Origin of the sequence: Levilactobacillus namurensis (assembly GCF_032197885.1) — a bacterium.
Taxonomy (GTDB): Bacteria; Bacillota; Bacilli; order Lactobacillales; family Lactobacillaceae; genus Levilactobacillus; species Levilactobacillus namurensis_A.
The window spans coordinates 459558-478102 of sequence record NZ_CP134159.1; the positions used below are offsets into that span (position 1 = coordinate 459558).

Genomic DNA, 18545 nt, shown 5'->3' on the forward strand with positions numbered 1-18545 from the left:
GCCCCAACAAACTAGCGGGGCGCCATTAATTAACGAATTATAGTTTTGGTTGTTCCTGGTTCTCCGTCGCAACCTGTTGCATATCGACCGGTTCGCCGGTCAGGGTGGTCCGGACGACGAAGACGTCGACTTGGGCCATCCGGCTGACGTAAGCCGTAACGGACCCTTCGACCATGCGGGCCACGGCACTCAGTCCGGTGGCCCCCAGCATGATCAGGTCATTTTGGTGGTCACGGACGAATTCGTGGGCGATGACGGTCTTGGGGTTCCCGAACCGAACGTGGTAGTCGAGATCCTTGAAGCCGGTCGCGGCCGACGTGGTCTGCACTAGCGATTTCAGGTAGGACGTGGCGTCCTGAGTCAACTCATGGATCACGTCACCGGGCATGGAGCCACTGGCGTAAAAGCCGTAATGGTTGATGCGCAACACGTTCAAGAGGTCGATGTGGGCGTGATTGGCCTGAGCGACCGCCACGGCCTTTTTGAGGGCCAACTCAGCTTGAACGGAGCCATCGATGGGCACTAAGATACGTTGATAACTGGTTTGTTCTGCCATAGCGTCCTCCTAAGCCCGGCCGCGAAGCGTGATCGTGGCGGTGTCTAAGACGTGGCCGTTGATTTGGTGTAACAGGTCGTTCAACCAGAACCCATCCTTGAGGTCCAGGACCGTGTCTAGCGCGTAGACGGTCAGACTGTAGTCGTGGTCCTTATCAGGTGGGAAGGGCCCCGTGTAGTTTTGGAAGACGGCGGGGTCGGTGTTGCCGACCAGTGAGCCAGCGTTACTGTTCCGGCCGTGGATGTGGGGAACCGCATTGGTCCGGGAAACGTCCGCGGGAATCTCGCGGGTCATGCCGGGAAAGTTCGCGGCGACCCAGTGGATCCAGGGGAACCCGGAGACGGGGACGGCGTCGAAGTCGATGAGGTTCAACGCTAAGGTTTTTGTTTTCTTGGGTAATTTACTGAGACTGATGGGAAACGACGTCACGGGTTGACCACCGTAGACGTTGTCACCGGTGGCGTACTTACTGTAGTCATCGGCAAGGTACCCGTTTTCTGTCGGTACAAAGATACGCATGAAATCCCTCCTAAGTCGTGGTGCATACCCCCATTATACCGCAGATACCAGGCTCCTCGCGAGTCTTGCGGGGGAACTCCTAGACGATAGTTGAATAATTCCGGCCCCGGTAGCGTTGGGCATCCGCCTTACCGGGCGCCCAGACAGGGCTGGAACACCGTGGGCACCACTTCGAGCCACAGAGCGGTCTCGAAGCTGGACCTTTTCCTAGGCGAGCTGAAGAACGCTCGCCAAGGAAAATTTCACGGCTGAGCCCTGTCTGGGCGCCCTCTCGGCTCACCGTAGTGCTTAAATCATCGACAGTCTTAGTTATGGGCCAGCACCAACGTGAGGCCCCGGTAGCCGATAGGGCCCAGCCAGTGAAGTTGGCGTTAGCCGAGTGGTCCTCTCGGCTTAGGCCAAGGCCGAGCTTTAAGACGGGCGGGTTTTGCGCGGCTTAAAGTCGTGCCCACTGGCGTCACGGCCCTGCCATCGGCTACCGGGGCCGGAATATCCCCACTAATATTCATTTATAATGTATAAAAACTCATATATTTAAATAAACTAGCATAATCTTGCGAAAATGATTGATTTTTAGGATGATGAGCGTATGCTGGTAACATCTTACGTGTTTGGTGAAGGGATGGATGTGTAGTGACACCAGAGAAAAAGCTGACGATTTTGCAGGACTTGATTCAGATTCCCTCGGTCAATGACCATGAAGCCGACGTGGCGGATTACATTGCGGACCTATTTGCGCCATATCCCCAGGCTAAGGTCGAACGCCTGACCTATGCGCCCGGGCGAGATAACCTGATTGTGACCATTGGCAACGCCGCGGGTCCGCGTCTGGGACTGTCCGGGCACATGGACGTGGTCGCCCCCGGCGATACCACGGCTTGGCACCACGATCCCTTTGGCGGCGAGATAGTCGACGGCCGGATGTACGGTCGCGGGACTTCAGACATGAAGAGTGGCCTGGCTGCTTTAGTGGTCACCATGCTGGACCTCTTAGACCAGGGTGTCGACTTGCCGGGAAGCGTCCGGTTACTGGCGACGGTGGGCGAGGAGACCGGTGAATACGGTGCCGCCCAACTGACCGACGCTGGCTATGCAGATCATCTGGCTGGCTTGGTCATCGCCGAGCCCAGCGGCCTGGACAACGTGGTCTACACGGCCCGGGGCGTCATCGACTACAAGGTGGTGTCGACCGGGAGAGCCAGCCACAGTGCCAGTCCGGAAAAGGGCATCAACGCCATCGACAACCTGATGACCTTCTATAACGCGGTCCGGCCCCTGATGGCGCAACACACCAAAGTTGATCCTGTTTTGGGTGGCCTGTTACATAACGTCGACCTGATTTCCGGTGGTGAGCAGATCAATTCGATTCCCGCCCATGCCGAATTGATGGCTAACATGCGGACGATTCCGGCATACCCCAACCGCGTCCTGTACGCCGAATTGGAGGGCTTGATCGCCCAGCTGAACCAACAGCCCGGCGTTCAGTTGGCGTTGAGTTACAGTTATCCTGAAGAGGCGATTCCGGGTGACCCGAACGCGCCGTTGGTCCAACTGGCCAAGCAGGTCAGCGACCAGGTCTGCGGCCACGATACCCAGATTGTGGGGTCCGGCGGGGCCAACGATGGCGCCGAATTCTTGCGGGCCAAGGGGGACTTCACCAGTATCGAAATTGGTCCCGGCAGCGCAACGTCGCACCAGGTAGACGAGTACGTGGACTTGGACGACTATCTGCAAGCCATTCAGATTTACCAGCAGTTGATCCCCACATTTTTCGCCCAATTTACGAAATAACCGACTTAACTGATTCCTGAAAATAATCATCTGAAAACTTGAGAAGTTCCCGTTTTTAGCGGGAGCTTCTTTTTTTGAAATAACCTATCATTAAATGATAGGTTTATATAGTATACATTTAATCGCAAATCATGTATGATGCTATCAGCAATAATCGGGCAATTGACCAACGGTGTTCGACACCTTTTTTGAAACCGCTTAATCGGGAGCTGAAAGGGTGCGCAAAATTAAATGGGGGGAAACAACATGCGGATGAAAACGACCACGGCATTACTCTTGGCGGGCTTACTTTTGGGGGGCAGTCAGGCCGGTAACTTGACCAAGCAAGCCCTAACGCTGACCACGCCCATCGTGGCTCAGGCAGCCACCACTAAGGATGCCCTGAGTGGCACCATCGGAACGGCGACCTGGCAGGTTTCCAGTGACGGCAATCTGACCCTAAGCAACGGGACCTTACCGGCAACTACGGCGCAAACGAGTCCGCTGCGGGCCATTGTCGACCAGTTGGCGGCGGACCCGACTAATATCACGGTGACGCAATTGACGATTGGGGAGCAGGTTAAGGCGCCTACGAGTGCACACTATCTCTTTGCAGACCTGCCGACGGTGACGCAGTTCAACCATTTAACGAACTTAGACGTCAGTGATGTCACCGATATGTCGGGGATGTTCGCGAATAATCCCGGAGTGACCACCATGGCTATCACGGGGTGGGACACCCGCAACGTGACCAGCATGGATGCGATGTTTAACTCGAACTCCGCGTTGGAGACGGTGAAGCTGGGACGCTTGGAGACCCCGAAGCTGACCCGGATGCAGATCATGTTTGCCCTGGATAGTCACCTGACGGACCTGGACTTATCTGGATTGGACACAGCGGGCGTGACCAACAACTACATGATGTTATCGAACGACTATAACTTGGAGAACCTGAACCTGGGAAACTGGCAAGGGACCGGGTCGACGTCCTACTTGATGGGCTACACGCAGATCAGCAACTTGCATCAATTGACTCTGAGCCCGCAGATCAAGTTGACTAAGGGAACGTTCTTTAACCTGGACACCACGCACTATCCGTTATTGGATACCGAAATCTATACGGGCAAGTGGGAGAACGTTCAGGATAAGTACGTGCCTGCGGGGACGCCGGGTAAACGGGCGTACACCACTAGCGAACTGGAAGCGCTCTATGACGGCACCCATACGGATGAGCTGAGTGGCAATGAGACCTACCAATGGGAACCGCTACTGACGCCGGAAAAGGAAAATGGTGCGGCGGTCACGGTCCACTATCACGACCAAAACGGGAAGACCATTAAGGAAGACGACCAATTGACGGGTAAGCTGGATGAGACTTTTACCGTCGAAGCGCCAACCATTGACGGCTACACGTTACAGGATACCCAAGGTGTCACTTCTGGAACCTACACCACGGAACCCCAGAGCGTGACCTTCGTGTACCACAAGGACGCGGACGAGTCGTCGGATTCTTCGAGTTCATCCAGCGCCACGACCCCATCCGGTGATACTAATTCGGGTGGTGGCTCCAGTGCGGATTCGTCCAGTACCACCGGCTCATCGTCTGCCGAAAGTTCCAGTAGTCTCGAATCGTCGGGATCGGCCAACTTGGTTCAACCTAAGATGAGTGTGACGGCGGTCAAGAAGATCGGCTTCTACCGGACGGCGAATTTCTCGGTGAAGAACCGGTTGAAGTGGTTCCCTAAGCAGACGCGGACCAAGCGGCCGCAGTTCGTAGTGGTCAAGACGGCTTACTCGAAGAAGGGGCTCTTACGCTACCAGGTCAAGGACGTGAATAAGGGCTCCAAGACTTACGGTAAGCGCGGTTATATCACGACTCAGCAATCTTACGTCAAGGGAACTTACGCCACGACCAAGCCTAAGGCCATCAAGGTGGTCAAGGGGCTGAACGGCTACCGGGATGTGAAGTTAAGCCGCAAGCAGACCCACTACCGGCAGGGCCAACGCCTAGCGGTCAAGAAGCTGGTTCGGCATAACCTGACCACACGGTACCTGTTGAAGAACGGGCAATACGTGTCCGCGAACCTGAACTTTAGTCAGGCAGTGAAATAAAAGGTGACACGCAAACATCCTAAGATTAGCGCTGTAAAACTGTCTTGGTTTTACAGCGCTTCCTTGAGTGACATTGCGATAGCTTTATTAGAACCGGCCTTAAAACAAAAACGTGGTGATTGTCACCCGCCTTACCGGACGGCCAGACAAGGCTGGAACGCCGTGGGCACCACTTCGAGCCACAGAGCGGTCTCGAAGCCGGGCCTTTTCCTAGGCGAGCTGAAAAACGCTCACCAAGGAAAATTTCACGGCTGAGCCTTGTCTGACCGTCTAACCATAGTGTTCACCATTAGGTCACGGTACTCAAGCATATTATTGACGACTATGATCACTTAAAAAACCTCATCCTAAACAGGATAAGGTCACAGTGGTCGTTTGCGTGAATCAGACCGTCAAACGTTTGCAACATCAAGTGGATGATGACGTGTACCATTGATTCGAAGCCCAATAAGGCTGGTCTGATCAGCAGTCACGCATGTTGTTCAAACTTCAGAAAGTACTGTTTTGGGTACGCTCAATTTAGCCGTGAGGTTGGTCCTGAAGAGGCTCAGTGGTGTCGTTTGGGTTAGTCAGCGTTTTGGGCTGGCTTACCCAAAGGCCGAGCTTGAAGACCTGGGGCTTTCAGGGCTCCAAGTCGTGCCCACCACGTTCCAGCCTCTTCAGGGTCAACCGGTAAGGCGGATGATTGCTACCATCTATCCCTTGACTAAATGTAAGAAAGGAGCCTGGGACAAAGCGCCCAGGCTCCTTTTATTCTTGACGATAACGATACGATGCTGAAACGTGCGACCGAAGGCAACCAACGAGCATTAACCGCCATTGGTTGCCTTCGTTTGGGTTACCGGACGAACTGTAAGTTGTAGTTACCTTGACCATCGGACGTGATGGTGTAGTTGTTGTACCCGGCTTGCAACCACTGGTTCTTCGAGGCCTGGGCCCAGTTCTGGGCGTCACCTACGGACGAGAAGGTGTGGGTGGTGTCGAAGGTCGTAGGGTTCTGACTGGTCTTCTTAGCCGACGAGGTTGCGGGTGCAGACGAACTGCTGCTGGTCGTGGCGGTGCTGGAGACCTTAGTCTGATCCAATAACTTCTGTTCGCGTTTCTGGACAGCTTGATTGGATTCTTGATCGATCATTTTTTGTAATTTTTGCTTTTGCGTGACGGTAATCCCATTGTCGTTGTACGCATCGAGCCGTTTTTGGAACTGGCTGTACGCGGATGCTTGCGATGCCGATGACGCGTGGGCCAGCATCGCGGAGTCCGAGCTGGAAGCCGTGGTCGAATGTGTGCTGACGGCCTTGTGCCCGTTGATGGCCAGGACTAGCAGGATGGCGATGGCCAGCGTGAGCAGGGTCATGATCCAGGGCCACCACCGCCGTTGACGGTGCCGACGACGCAGTGGCCGTTGGTCATCGGCATTAAAGTTATACCGTTGTACGCGTGATTTTGGTTCTTGGTTGTTCAACTGAAAAACCTCCATGTTCAAAACGGTGTAAAAAACGAGCCTGCCGAACCGACGGCAAACTACCACACCCTTCATAGTAACGCAAAAGCGTCGTGGTGAAAAATCTAAACGCCCTAATTGCGGAAAAAACGGGGAATGATTTTCGGAACGGTCCCGGATATTGTATGATAGACCTGTAATCAAGTTTGAAAGGTGGTTTTTTTGTCATGCATAATGATATTCCCAGCTTACCGTTGAATAACGGTAACCAGATTCCCCAATTAGGCTTGGGCGTCTTCCAAGTCGATAACGCTGAAGATACGAAGAATGCTGTGAAGTGGGCCTTGAAAGCCGGCTACCGGCACATTGATACGGCGTCCTATTACGGTAACGAGCAGTGGGTCGGCGAGGCTATTCGGGAGAGTGGCGTCAAGCGCGAAGACGTCTTCGTGACGTCTAAGTTGTGGAACAACGTTCGGGGCTACGATGAGACTAAAGCAGCCTTTCAGACCACGCTGGATAAGCTCGGATTCGATTACCTGGATATGTATCTGATCCACTGGCCAGCTCCGGGTTACGCGGAGAGTTGGCGGGCCATGGAAGACCTGTATCAGGCCGGCAAGATCAAGAACATCGGGGTCTCCAACTTCCAGAAATCACAGTTAGAGACGTTGATGAAGACGGCCAAAGTCAAGCCAGTGGTCGACCAGATCGAAACGCACCCGTACTTCCAGCAAAATGACCTGCACGCTTACCTAGAAACTCAGGGAATCTTGCATGAATCCTGGAGTCCGCTAGGTGGCGGCCGAAATAATGCGCTGACCGACCCCGTGATCAACGAATTGGCGGCGGCCCACGACGTGAGTGCGGCGCAGATTATCTTGCGGTGGCACGTCCAACGGGAAGAAATTGTGATTCCTAAGTCGACCCATGAAGCACGGATTGCCCAGAACCGCGACATCTTTGCCTTTGGCTTAGACGAAGACGAGATGCACCAGATCAGCGACCTCGACGCCGGTAAGCGGGTCGGTCCCGACCCCGACGATGCGGCTTGGTTGAAGCAGTCGCAGAGTTATTCAACGGGTAAATAAACGATTAATGACCAAAGACCACTCATTGGTATTCAGCCAGTGGGTGGTCTTTTGCAGTTATTTGTAGCGGGGAATGTGTTGTTCATCCGCCTGGGGTAAGAGCTGGTCGGTCAGAGCGTTCACCACGGTGATGGGGACCTGGGCGAAGGGACTCAAAAAGCTCGGATGGTCCGGGTCCGGGACGTCTTGGTTGTGCTTTAGATCCGGCGCCATTTCCAACAGGTCAGTTTTGTGCAAGCCCAATTTTTGGGCGTAGTAAATCACTTCGCGGTAGCTGTAGTTCTTGAAGTAGAAGTAGTAAGCCAGGCCGGCGCCGGTGAAGTACCAGAAGATGGTCCATTGCAGGCCAATCTTGCTGGGGTCCAGGAAGCCGGTGGTGATGGCGGCAATAACAAACACCAGGTAGAGGACCACGGAGACCGCGGCCCACCGTTGTTTGTGCGTCAATTTAATCATCTCACTTCATTAAGGGTTGCTCCTAGTGTACGGGGTTTTGCGGATGGATTTCAAGCGATTTCGTAAAAATCAAACCAGAAAGCGTCAATTCAAGACTTAAACGTGTATAATGGCACAGTATTATTGGGTAATGGGATTGTGGTTTGCCAGGTCACTCACTGGCTTTTGAGACAAAGTAACCACGCCAATTACCCAACCCGTTAGACAAGACCCTAGCCGCTAGGAAATGAGAGGTAAAAATAGTGAATTTAAGTTTTGAAACGATTCAACCCACGGATTTTGACCAAGTCGACCAGCTGGTGACGGATGCGTTTGCGCCGCTCCCTGAAAGTGACGGTTCCGAGGTTGATTTGATTCATCAACTACGGACCAGTTATGACTACCAGCCTAGTTTTGAAATGGTGGTCCGGCCGGGCGATGGCAGCATCGTGGGTCACGGCTTGCTGACGCCGGTCACGGTCCGCGGCAACGTCCACACCACCAGTATCTTGGCCTTGGCGCCGTTAGCTGTTGCACCCGATTGGCAGGGGAACGGCGTCGGGACTCAGCTGATGCAGGAGCTGGAATCCCGGGCCCAGTTGGCGGGGTATCCGGCCATCAGCGTGGTGGGGGATTCACGGTACTACGGACGGCACGGATACGTGATGGCGGAAGATTTTGCCATCCATAATTCGCTGCACGTGCCGATGGGGAACCACCTGATCAAGACCTTACGCGCCGGGGCGTTGGCCCACGTCGGCGGGATGCTGGAATACCCCGCAGCCTTTAACAAATTTTAAATTACTGGTTGACGGTGATTTGTGAGCGTGGTAGTATCTAAGTCAATCAAATAAATGAACGCTAAATTCCATTACCAAGTAGCGGATTATCTGGGTGTCAGGAAGTCGGTGGGTGCTGCGAACCGATCAGGGTAATTACGACGAAATACAGTGGAACGTCCTGGTCCGCCAGGCGGAAAAACTAGAGCCGTTAACTTCTAGAGAGTGGAATAACTGGACCTTCGGCGTCCGGTCTATTCAAGCTAGGTGGTACCACGGTCCTTAATTCGAGAATCGTCCTTGTTGCAAGTCAAATCTTGCGGCAGGGACGATTTTTTATTAGAGAGAAATTAAGGAGTGTGATTGGTATGAAGCAAGCAACTGAGAAGAAACAATGGCAACCGGTAAAGTTGGGTGAAGCGTTGACGGTCTTACTGGTGATGTTACTCATCATGGGGACTGGCGTGATCAAGTTTGGGTTGTCTCCGCAGACGCCCGTAATGTTGGTCATCGCGTTGGTCATGCTGTGGGCGCGGGTCCGCGGCGCAAGTTGGGATACCATTCATGCCGGCATTACGGATGGGGTCAAGACCGGGATTGTGCCATTATTCATCTTTATTTTAATCGGGGTCTTGATCGGGGTGTGGATTCAAGCTGGTATCATTCCTTCCATGATGGTCTTCGGCTTCCACATGATCTCTGCAAAATGGTTCGTGCCATCCGTCTTCCTGGTCTGCGCGATCATCGGGTCATCCATCGGGAGTGCCTTTACCATCATCTCAACGATTGGGATCGCCTTGTTCGGGATGGGGACCACCATGGGGATGAACCCCGCACTGGTTGCTGGGGCCATCATTTCCGGATCCATCTTCGGTGATAAGACTTCACCGCTGTCCGATTCCACTAACCTGGCATCGGCCATGGCCGAATCCGACCTCTTCAGTCACATCAAGAACCTGATGTGGTCCACGATTCCCGCCTTCTTAGTTTCGCTAGTCCTTTACACGATTATCGGGTCCGGGGCCGCTACGGACGCCGGCATGGGCAAGATTGGCACGACCTTAGCCGTCTTGAACCAGCACTTCACGATTACCTGGTGGGCCGCTTTGCCACTGGTCATCATGCTGGTGTGTGCGTTGATGAAGGTGCCCGCCATTGCCACGTTGTTCTTAAACATCGGGGTGGCCATCGTGATGATTTTCATTGAACAGCCTAAGACCTCTTTATCTGGTTTGGCGGCCACGATTGAAAGTGGCTTCGTCTCCAAGACCGGTAACGCCGGCGTCGATGCCTTGCTCTCCCGGGGCGGGGTGGCGTCCATGATGGGTACCGTTTCCTTAATCATCCTGACGCTTTCCTTAGGGGGCCTGTTGATGAAGTTCGACTTGATCCAGACGGCCATGGCACCGTTAGTGAAGCGGCTGGTTCGTCCGGGTTCTCTGATCACCTCCGCCATCGTTGCGGGGATCGGGGTCAACGTCTTCGTTGGGGAACAGTACTTATCCGTCATCTTACCAGGGAAGGCGTTCAAGCAGGCCTTCAATCAACGGGGCTTAGCTAACCTGGCGTTGAGCCGGGTCCTCGAAGATGGTGGGACCGTCATCAACTACTTGATTCCTTGGGGGGTCGCCGGTGCGTTCGCGGCCAACACCCTGGGCGTCTCCACGTTGGCTTACCTACCATTCTGCTTCTTCAGTCTCTTATCCCCAGTCTTCTCCATCTTAAGTGGGTTCACGGGAATTGGTCTGAAGCGGCAGAATCCAACGGTCAAGACGACCGCGGCCAGCGAAGTTGTGATGCCGGATCCAGAAGCTTCTGGCCGGTAAACCAATCCCATCCCCGACCACTGTGGGCAGTGAGTTATTGGTAAGTTGGGGACGGTTAAGGATAGTTCCGTCAACCGCCAAGCGTTTTGACGTCATAAGCTGAAATTAATTAAAAAAAGTCGCGTTAACGGTTACTTCCAATTACGGAAGAGCTCGTTAACGCGGCCTTTTTTCGCATTAAAGCTCGTTAACCAGGTCATACCAAGTTTCACCGGCATGCTGGGAGGTCGAGACGCCGACGACTTGGTAGCCGTTCTTTTGGTAGAAGGGGATGCGGTCAGCCAAGCAGGTCAGCGCAATGGACTGGCAGTGGCGTGCGGTGGCCGATTCGGCGAAGGCGCTTAGGAGCCGACTGCCGATGCCACGACCTCGAGCGGTGGGCGCTACGGCGATGGTTAGAATCATCTGGTGACCGCCAGTCGGAAGGTTGGTGGGCGCTTGGTCGTACATCCAATCGGCGACCAGGTCGTCAGCGACGATGGGGCCGCAAACGAAGCCTAATAGGGTGTCACGCTCTTCGGCCACGAGAAAGGTGTCCGGAAAGGCTTGAATCCGGGCCGCGTAAGCCTCGGGGGTGCCCGCTTCGGCAGCGGTGAATCCGGCGTGTTCAATCTCTAGAATCGCGGGTAAATCAGCGGGAACGACTTGACGTAAATGCATTAAATCAGCTACTTTCAGGAAATTTGGATTCGAGTTTAGGCCGCGTGAGTGCCCCGCTTGAAGGGCTAAAGTGTCCCATTCTTTTGTCAGCCATGAATTAAGCAGAAATCCGTAGCTTAGAATACCATGCCATCTCAACACCAACAACGGGGAATCGGCTGGGCGGTCATAGGAAGGGTTTAAAATCCAAGAGCTTATCGCGCTGATGGTCGAGCTTTGGTTGATTCCAACCTTGGACGGAAAAGGTTATTGAGTCCGGCAAGACTTGAGATTGGGTAACAGCCTCTGGCGAGACTAGCTGGTCATAGTTTAAGTCCAGGGAAAAATCTGCTTCAATTTCCCCCAAAGCAGCCGCAACGCGAAACGAGGCGGTGACCTTGGTCACGTTGAAGGTCACGGTTGCGTGAGTCACGCTAAACTCGCTCAAGAAATCGGTGGCATTATAACGTTGATCAAAATTAAAGAGAACGAGCTTAATGTAAAGAAAGAATAGCTCTTGGTTTGGTTCCATAGTCGATCTCCTAACTGGTATGCGTGATGGTCATCGCGGTAATGGGGGATTGCCATCAGTGAATCTCCCGATGGCCTTATGCCCACTGTGACCATTAAACCATGGTAATTAAGCAAGGTGGTGGCCAAACGAAAATAGGATTTCAATCTAACGAAAATTCGGCGCACGACCAAGCTGGAATGGGGCGATGAGATGGATTTAAGGTGCGGGTTAACGACCTAGTCAGCCGCCGACCAACATTCCTACTGAGCTAAGTTCGTAAAGTATGGAAACAACGTGCTTTAAACGCTTATTTAACCATTCGGACTGGCTTTCTTTGTAAACTATGGGCGATTAAGGAAGGAGTAGAAGTAAGTCAAACAGTTGGACTGATAGTGAGGTGACGAGTCACCGTAACGCTCGTTTCTGAGTGATGCGATCTTTCGCCCATCCCTCAATGGAAAGGAGCTTGTCGTGATGCAAGACGAAACCACCGAAAAGAAACATAAATTAATCCAGTACGCCAACGGGCGGTCGCTGGAGGAAATTAACGGGACCGTAGAAGTGCCGCATGACATTAGTTTCATGAAGGCCCTTTTTATGTACTCTGGACCAGGTGCGTTGGTTGCCGTGGGGTACATGGATCCCGGGAATTGGTCAACGTCGATCACTGGGGTGCAAAACTTCCAGTACCTGTTAATGTCTGTCATCTTGATTTCAAGTTTAGTTGCGATGCTGCTGCAGTACATGGCTGCTAAACTTGGCATCGTGAGTCAAATGGACTTGGCCCAAGCCATTCGGGCGCGGACCAGTAAAGCCCTGGGCATTGTGTTGTGGCTGATGACGGAATTCGCCATCATGGCCACGGATATTGCGGAAGTTATCGGGGCGGCGATTGCGCTGTACCTGCTCTTCCATATTCCATTAGTCATTGCGGTCTTTATCACCGTCTTTGACGTGTTGCTGTTACTGTTGCTGACCAAGATTGGGTTCCGAAAGATCGAAGCTATCGTGGTCTGCTTGATTATGGTGATCTTGGTGGTCTTTGCCTACCAGGTCGCCTTGTCGAACCCGAACTGTGGCGGCGTCTTTGCCGGCTTGATTCCGACGAGTAAGACCTTCGCCCAGTCGCCAACTATCGGGGGCAATAACCCGTTACAGGGGGCGTTAGGGATCATCGGGGCTACGGTGATGCCACATAACCTGTACCTGCACTCCGCGATTTCTCAAACGCGGAAGATTAACCACCACGACGAAAAGGATATCGCTCGGACCGTTAAGTTTGCCAGCTGGGATTCCAACATTCAACTGACCCTGGCGTTCTTCGTTAACGCGTTGCTCCTGATCATGGGGGTCGCGGTCTTCAAGTCGGGTGCCGTTAAAGATCCTTCCTTCTTCGGCCTGTTCCAGGCGTTGTCGGATACCTCAACCATGAGTAACGGGGTCTTAGCCAGTGTGGCCAAGACCGGGATCCTGTCCACGCTGTTTGCGGTCGCCCTGTTAGCTTCCGGGCAGAACTCGACCATTACGGGGACGTTGACCGGGCAAGTGATCATGGAAGGCTTTGTGCACATGCGGATGCCATTGTGGCTACGGCGGTTAGTTACCCGGGTGATCTCCGTGATTCCGGTATTGATTTGCGTGGGGATGACCAGTGGTGAAAGTGCCATCGACGAACACGTGGCCTTGAACGATTTGATGAACAACTCGCAAGTCTTTCTGGCGTTTGCGCTACCGTTCTCCATGTTGCCGTTATTGATGATGACGGACAGTAAGATGGAAATGGGAAAGTTCAAGAATTCCTTGTGGGTCAAGATTCTTGGCTGGATCTCCGTGATTGGGCTGACGTTCTTGAACATGCAAGGGTTGCCCGACCAAGTCACGGGCTTCTTCGGCGCGAACCCGTCGGCCAGTGAAGTCGCGTTAGCGCACAGCATTGCGGATGCGTTGATTTTGGTTATCATTGCGTTGTTAGTCTGGACCATCGTGGAACTCCACCACGGGAATCAACGGTTGGCGAAGCACTTAAAGGCGGAAGGTCAACCATCCGCGGTTGAAGCGGCCATGGTAGAAGGCGTCGAAAACCATGAAGAGGGAGGCGCGGCGAAATGACCACGCAATTTAAGCACATCCTAGTCGGCGTTGATGATTCGCCGGATGCGTTACTGGCCTTCAAGTACGCGATTCATCAGGCCAGCCAAGACCACGCCGAACTAGATATCGTCTTGGTCTTGGAGAACCAGGCCATCAACGTCTATCAGGCGCTGACGAAGGACTTTATTCACGGCAAACGTGAGGAACTGGAACGTCACATCCAAGGGTATGCGCACCAGGCAATAGCTGCGGGGGTGCACCCCGTCCACACTATCGTGGTCGAAGGGGAACCCGGTGAAGCCATTGTGGGGGATGTGATTCCCCAGATTCACCCGGACCTGTTGATCGTGGGGTCGCGAGCCAAGAAGGGCGTCAGTCGCCACTTCGGGAGCCAAGCGGCCTACATGGCTAAGTACGCTCCGATTTCGGTGTTAGTGGTTCGGTAAAAAAGGACATGATGAAAGGAATCTGCGCCTTAACCGGGTGGCAGGTTCCTTTTTTGTTGCACCCAAAACACGATAGATTAGGGTTACCTAATCTAAGGGTAACCTAGCGCTAACTTACTTGGAGAATAATTGGGGGATTAAAATTTTTATTCAAATATTTTTAATCGGTAAAATTAGGGCTCATAACACCGTAGAAATTGAGGACTTGGAATGCGGTAATAGCCACAAAGAAACCGGTTTCTAAAAAGTGAACCAATCGTTAACTTCAACTTCTTGTTCCCCCGAATAAAGTTTAGGGGGCTCTAAAAAAGTCTTTGCATGTGATTAGAATTAATGTACAATGAGGTCGTTGTTTAGTTCTAAAACACTTTACAAACTTCTAAGGAGAGAGGAGTTTTTTTACGTGGCAGATAACACAGTAAAAAAGCATAAGTTGATCCAATACGCCAACGGGCGGTCACTCCAAGAGATCAACGGTACGGTAAAGGTTCCGCGCAACATCAGTTTCTGGAAGGCATTATTCATGTATTCTGGTCCTGGTGCCCTGGTCGCGGTGGGGTACATGGATCCCGGGAACTGGTCAACGTCGATTACCGGTGGTCAGAATTTCCAATACTTATTGATGTCTGTTATCTTGATTTCAAGTTTAGTTGCGATGTTATTGCAATACATGGCGGCCAAACTTGGTATCGTGAGTCAGATGGATTTAGCCCAAGCGATTCGGGCACGGACTAGTAAACCCCTGGGAATTGTCCTATGGATCATGACGGAATTAGCCATCATGGCCACGGATATTGCCGAAGTTATTGGGGCTGCGATTGCCTTGTACTTATTATTCGATATTCCGTTGGTTATCTCGGTCTTCATTACGGTCTTCGATGTTTTGCTTTTGCTATTATTGACCAAGATCGGGTTCCGGAAGATCGAAGCCATCGTGGTCTGCTTGATCATGGTGATCCTGGTGGTCTTTGCTTACCAAGTTGCGTTGTCCAACCCTGACTGGGGTGGCGTCATCAAGGGCTTAGTGCCTAGCGCCGCTACTTTCTCAGACGGTCCAGTCATCGGGGGTAACAGCCCGTTGCAAGGTGCCTTAGGGATTATCGGGGCGACGGTTATGCCGCATAACCTGTACCTGCACTCCGCGATTTCACAAACGCGGGAAATCGACCACAGCGATAAGAGCGACATTGCCCGGACGGTGCGGTTCGCGAGCTGGGATTCCAACATCCAGTTGACGTTGGCCTTCTTCGTGAACGCCTTGCTGTTGATCATGGGAGTTGCGGTCTTCAAGTCTGGTTCCGTTAAGGACCCATCCTTCTTCGGTTTGTTCCAAGCATTATCTGATACTTCAACCATGAGTAACGGGGTCTTAGCCGGCGTGGCCAAGACGGGGATCTTATCCACGTTGTTCGCCGTTGCCTTGTTAGCTTCTGGTCAAAACTCCACCATTACGGGGACGTTGACCGGGCAAGTTATCATGGAAGGGTTCGTTCACATGCGGATGCCGCTATGGTTACGGCGTCTGGTAACCCGGTTGATTTCTGTGATTCCAGTTTTGATTTGTGTCACCATGTTCAGTGGCAAGAGTGCGATTGAAGAGCACACGGCCTTGAACGATTTGATGAACAATTCGCAAGTCTTCCTGGCGTTTGCCCTGCCGTTCTCCATGCTGCCGTTATTGATGATGACGGATAGTAAGATGGAAATGGGTGAGTTCAAGAACTCGCTATGGGTCAAGATTTTAGGTTGGATTTCCGTCATTGGGTTGACCTTCTTGAACATGAAGGGCTTACCGGATCAGATTGCGGCGTTCTTTGGGACGAACCCAACGGCCGCACAGACAGAAACGGCGAACATTATTGCGTACCTCTTGATTGCTGCCATCATGGCCCTGTTAGTCTGGACCATCTGGGAATTGCACTTAGGTAACCAGCGATTAGCCAAGCACCTGGAATCCGAGGGTGTTGCTTCAGCTGTCGATGCTGTCCAGATTGACGGCATTGACAACCAAGAAGCTGAATAGAGACGAACACACTTTAAAGGGGAGATTAGATGGCAACCAAGTTTGATCGAATCCTAGTGGGAGTCGACGATTCCGCCGATGCTTTACTAGCCTTTGACTACGCACTGCATCAAGCCAAGCGAGACGATTCAGAACTCTACATCGTGTCGGTCTTGGAAGAAAATGACGTCAACATTTACCAGGCCTTGGACGATGACTTCGTTCACGGCAAACGCGATACGCTGGCCCAGCACCTGCAAGGGTACGCGGAGAAAGCGCAGAACGCGGGGATTAGTAAGGTTCACACGTTGGTCGCGGAGGGGAAACCGGCGGACACCATCGTTCGCGATGTGATTCCGCACGTTCAACCAGATTTGTTAATCATCGGATCAGAATCCAAGAAGGGCGTTAGTCGTCACTTCGGGAGCCAAGCCGCTTACATGGCCAAATATGCGCCGATTTCGGTTTTGGTGATTCGTTAAAAACTGCATAACAAACACTTGTGGCGGTCTAAGCCATGTCCAGATGGGCATGGTTTAGGCCGCCATTTTTGGATCAAGTAATGGGGAACGTCTGGAGGAGACCTTGAATGAATAATCAATTCTGGAACGAGTATCAGATTTACCAAACGTGTTTTGGAACCCGAAAGGAGCGGGAAAAGATGCCAGCATCAATTCATCCGTTAGCACAACAAGGATTGCGAATCGAGTACGTTTCGGTGGCCTGGATGGCCTTCGAATGTCTAGTGGGCCTGTATTCCGGGTGGCAAACGGGCTCAATTCTCTTGGTGGCCTTTGGGTTAGATAGTTTCTTGGAGATCATCGCGGGGAGTGTGTTGATTTGGAGACTCCGGAAGTCGGTGACCGGCGGAACTGCCGCCGGAATTCAACGGGCGGAGCAACGGTCGTCGCTGATTGTGGGGAGCGTCTTATTACTCCTGGCCGTTTACGTGACGGGGACCTCGTTAGGTCATTTAGTCACCCATCAAGCCGCGGATGCCAGTTGGTCGGGCCTGGCGATTGCCGGTGCCTCTGTGGTGTTGATGCCGTTCTTGACGGTGGGCAAACGCCGAATTGGCCGGGCACTACATTCCGCCGCGTTAATGGAGGATGGCATGTGTAACCTGACCTGTGCTTATATGGCGGGGACGGTTCTGTTAGGTGCCGGTCTAACGGCTTGGCTGGGTTGGTGGTGGGCCGATTCGGTCGCGGCACTAGTCTTGGTCTACTTTATCGCCAGTGAGGGGTGGGAAGCCATCCAAAAGGGTCGTGCTTAGGAGAATTGACCTGAACAGTACCCAAAAAGCCTGCGGAAATGCGCTGACATTTCCGCAGGCTTTTTCGTTTAAGTTATTCGGCAGAAGGAGCAAAGAATGAATCTGCAGGTGGGACGCTTAGTAATGGTCCCCGTTGGTGATGGAGTTCTTCACAATCACGTAGTCGACTGTCCGGATGTCCAGCAGGTTGCGCCCACCGGCGTACGAGATGGAGGACTGAAGATCTTGATGGATCTCCTGGAGCGTGTCCGCAATGTCGCCGCGGTATGGAACCAGCATCTGCTTGCCTTCCACGTTACGGTAGGCACCCTTTTGTTTCTCAGACGCAGAGCCCCAGTATTGCTTGTAGACCCGACCGTCGATGGTCAGCTTACTACCGGGGGATTGTTCGTGGCCGGCCAGCTTAGAGCCAATCATGACCATGCTGGCACCGAAGCGAATCGACTTGGCGATATCGCCGTTGTAGCGAATCCCGCCGTCAGCCACGATGGGTTTCCGGGCCGCCTTGGCGCAGAGCCGCAGGGCCGCGAGTTGCCAACCACCGGTACCGAAACCGGTCTTGAGCTTGGTGATGCAGGCCTTACCCGGTCCGATGCCGACCTTAGTGGCGTCCGCGCCGGCGTTTTCAAGTTCCCGCACGGCTTCGGGGGTACCGACGTTCCCGGCAATCACGAAGCTGCCCGGTAAGGTCTCTTTAATCTTCTGAATCATCCGAATTACCGAATTGGCATGGCCGTGGGCGATGTCGATGGTGATGTATTCAGGCGTCAGGTCTGCGGCGGCCAGTTCGTCGATGAAGCCGCGTCGTTCGGCTGGCTGGAAACGGTGCATCACGTAGAAGTAGTCGTTCTGTGCGAGCCAGACGGCCAAGGGTTCGTTGATCACGGTTTCCATGTTCGCGGGAACCACGGGGATCCGGAAGGTCCGACCGCCGAAGTTAATCGTGGTATCGGCTTCGGAACGGCTTTCTAAGACACATTTGTTAGGAATCAATTGAATGTCTTCATAATCAAAGACTTCGGCTGGATGCATGGGCAAGTCCTCC

Annotated in this window: 17 protein-coding genes; 10 read left to right on the forward strand and 7 right to left on the reverse strand. The window is 53.0% G+C overall.

Annotation, left to right across the window (positions count from 1 at the left end; all coding sequences use genetic code 11):
- Nucleotides 1-37 precede the first annotated feature (37 nt).
- Complete coding sequence (locus RIN67_RS01990; protein WP_107739457.1) at nt 38-556, reverse strand: universal stress protein; 519 nt, start codon at nt 554-556, stop codon at nt 38-40.
- Between the two features lie 9 nt (nt 557-565).
- Nucleotides 566-1075 carry a YbhB/YbcL family Raf kinase inhibitor-like protein gene (locus tag RIN67_RS01995; protein ID WP_024747164.1) on the reverse strand — a complete coding sequence of 170 codons (510 nt, stop codon included), beginning with the start codon at nt 1073-1075 and terminating at the stop codon, nt 566-568.
- 633 nt (nt 1076-1708) lie between these two features.
- On the opposite strand from RIN67_RS01995, the gene RIN67_RS02000 reads away from it, so the two are divergent.
- Nucleotides 1709-2866: an ArgE/DapE family deacylase gene (locus RIN67_RS02000; protein WP_264999648.1), complete on the forward strand. Its 1158-nt coding sequence runs from the start codon at nt 1709-1711 to the stop codon at nt 2864-2866.
- A 246-nt stretch (nt 2867-3112) separates the two neighbouring features.
- Nucleotides 3113-4957 (forward strand): MucBP domain-containing protein, encoded by a 1845-nt coding sequence (locus RIN67_RS02005; RefSeq protein ID WP_264999649.1) that lies wholly within the window; start codon nt 3113-3115, stop codon nt 4955-4957.
- 838 nt (nt 4958-5795) lie between these two features.
- Here the strand turns inward: RIN67_RS02005 and RIN67_RS02010 are convergent.
- The gene (locus RIN67_RS02010; protein ID WP_264999650.1) at nt 5796-6422 is read right to left on the reverse strand and encodes a hypothetical protein; all 627 of its coding nucleotides are present in this window, start codon (nt 6420-6422) and stop codon (nt 5796-5798) included.
- Between the two features lie 206 nt (nt 6423-6628).
- On the opposite strand from RIN67_RS02010, the gene RIN67_RS02015 reads away from it, so the two are divergent.
- On the forward strand, nt 6629-7492 hold the full coding sequence (locus RIN67_RS02015; RefSeq protein ID WP_313826068.1) for an aldo/keto reductase: 864 nt from the start codon (nt 6629-6631) through the stop codon (nt 7490-7492).
- A gap of 57 nt (nt 7493-7549) precedes the next feature.
- Here RIN67_RS02015 and RIN67_RS02020 read toward each other — a convergent pair whose 3' ends face one another.
- Nucleotides 7550-7939, reverse strand: coding sequence for a hypothetical protein (locus RIN67_RS02020; RefSeq protein ID WP_264999652.1), 390 nt, complete (start codon nt 7937-7939; stop codon nt 7550-7552).
- A gap of 251 nt (nt 7940-8190) precedes the next feature.
- On the opposite strand from RIN67_RS02020, the gene RIN67_RS02025 reads away from it, so the two are divergent.
- Nucleotides 8191-8727, forward strand: a complete 537-nt coding sequence (locus RIN67_RS02025) for a GNAT family N-acetyltransferase (protein ID WP_024747171.1) — start codon at nt 8191-8193, stop codon at nt 8725-8727.
- A gap of 347 nt (nt 8728-9074) precedes the next feature.
- On the forward strand, nt 9075-10532 hold the full coding sequence (nhaC, locus tag RIN67_RS02030; protein WP_264999653.1) for a Na+/H+ antiporter NhaC: 1458 nt from the start codon (nt 9075-9077) through the stop codon (nt 10530-10532).
- A 177-nt stretch (nt 10533-10709) separates the two neighbouring features.
- Here nhaC and RIN67_RS02035 read toward each other — a convergent pair whose 3' ends face one another.
- Together RIN67_RS02035 and RIN67_RS02040 are read right to left on the reverse strand one after the other, a co-directional pair.
- Nucleotides 10710-11192, reverse strand: coding sequence for a GNAT family N-acetyltransferase (locus RIN67_RS02035; RefSeq protein WP_264999654.1), 483 nt, complete (start codon nt 11190-11192; stop codon nt 10710-10712).
- 166 nt (nt 11193-11358) lie between these two features.
- Nucleotides 11359-11703 (reverse strand): hypothetical protein, encoded by a 345-nt coding sequence (locus RIN67_RS02040; protein ID WP_264999655.1) that lies wholly within the window; start codon nt 11701-11703, stop codon nt 11359-11361.
- 456 nt (nt 11704-12159) lie between these two features.
- Between RIN67_RS02040 and RIN67_RS02045 the strand changes: the two genes are divergently transcribed.
- The 5 genes from RIN67_RS02045 (at nt 12160) to RIN67_RS02065 (ending at nt 17500) form a co-directional block, all read left to right on the forward strand.
- Nucleotides 12160-13794 carry an Nramp family divalent metal transporter gene (locus RIN67_RS02045; protein ID WP_264999656.1) on the forward strand — a complete coding sequence of 545 codons (1635 nt, stop codon included), beginning with the start codon at nt 12160-12162 and terminating at the stop codon, nt 13792-13794.
- Entirely contained in the window at nt 13791-14222 is a 432-nt protein-coding gene (locus RIN67_RS02050) for a universal stress protein (RefSeq protein ID WP_264999657.1), read from the forward strand. The genes RIN67_RS02045 and RIN67_RS02050 overlap by 4 nt, the downstream gene beginning before the upstream one ends.
- Nucleotides 14223-14625: 403 nt before the next feature.
- Nucleotides 14626-16245 carry an Nramp family divalent metal transporter gene (locus RIN67_RS02055; protein WP_264999658.1) on the forward strand — a complete coding sequence of 540 codons (1620 nt, stop codon included), beginning with the start codon at nt 14626-14628 and terminating at the stop codon, nt 16243-16245.
- A 29-nt stretch (nt 16246-16274) separates the two neighbouring features.
- Complete coding sequence (locus RIN67_RS02060) at nt 16275-16706, forward strand: universal stress protein (protein WP_024747178.1); 432 nt, start codon at nt 16275-16277, stop codon at nt 16704-16706.
- A gap of 179 nt (nt 16707-16885) precedes the next feature.
- Nucleotides 16886-17500 carry a cation diffusion facilitator family transporter gene (locus RIN67_RS02065; protein WP_264999659.1) on the forward strand — a complete coding sequence of 205 codons (615 nt, stop codon included), beginning with the start codon at nt 16886-16888 and terminating at the stop codon, nt 17498-17500.
- Nucleotides 17501-17617: 117 nt separating this feature from the next.
- On the opposite strand, the gene RIN67_RS02070 is transcribed toward RIN67_RS02065, so the two are convergent.
- Nucleotides 17618-18532 carry a GMP reductase gene (locus tag RIN67_RS02070; protein WP_264999660.1) on the reverse strand — a complete coding sequence of 305 codons (915 nt, stop codon included), beginning with the start codon at nt 18530-18532 and terminating at the stop codon, nt 17618-17620.
- Nucleotides 18533-18545: the final 13 nt, after the last annotated feature.

Coding starts and splice junctions, on each gene's coding strand:
- RIN67_RS01990 (WP_107739457.1), bottom strand. CDS start 556: ATGGCAGAACAAACCAGTTATCAACGTATCTTAGTGCCCATCGATGGC.
- RIN67_RS01995 (WP_024747164.1), bottom strand. CDS start 1,075: ATGCGTATCTTTGTACCGACAGAAAACGGGTACCTTGCCGATGACTAC.
- RIN67_RS02005 (WP_264999649.1), top strand. CDS start 3,113: ATGCGGATGAAAACGACCACGGCATTACTCTTGGCGGGCTTACTTTTG.
- RIN67_RS02015 (WP_313826068.1), top strand. CDS start 6,629: ATGCATAATGATATTCCCAGCTTACCGTTGAATAACGGTAACCAGATT.
- nhaC (WP_264999653.1), top strand. CDS start 9,075: ATGAAGCAAGCAACTGAGAAGAAACAATGGCAACCGGTAAAGTTGGGT.
- RIN67_RS02035 (WP_264999654.1), bottom strand. CDS start 11,192: ATGCATTTACGTCAAGTCGTTCCCGCTGATTTACCCGCGATTCTAGAG.
- RIN67_RS02040 (WP_264999655.1), bottom strand. CDS start 11,703: ATGGAACCAAACCAAGAGCTATTCTTTCTTTACATTAAGCTCGTTCTC.
- RIN67_RS02045 (WP_264999656.1), top strand. CDS start 12,160: ATGCAAGACGAAACCACCGAAAAGAAACATAAATTAATCCAGTACGCC.
- RIN67_RS02050 (WP_264999657.1), top strand. CDS start 13,791: ATGACCACGCAATTTAAGCACATCCTAGTCGGCGTTGATGATTCGCCG.
- RIN67_RS02060 (WP_024747178.1), top strand. CDS start 16,275: ATGGCAACCAAGTTTGATCGAATCCTAGTGGGAGTCGACGATTCCGCC.
- RIN67_RS02065 (WP_264999659.1), top strand. CDS start 16,886: ATGCCAGCATCAATTCATCCGTTAGCACAACAAGGATTGCGAATCGAG.
- RIN67_RS02070 (WP_264999660.1), bottom strand. CDS start 18,532: ATGCATCCAGCCGAAGTCTTTGATTATGAAGACATTCAATTGATTCCT.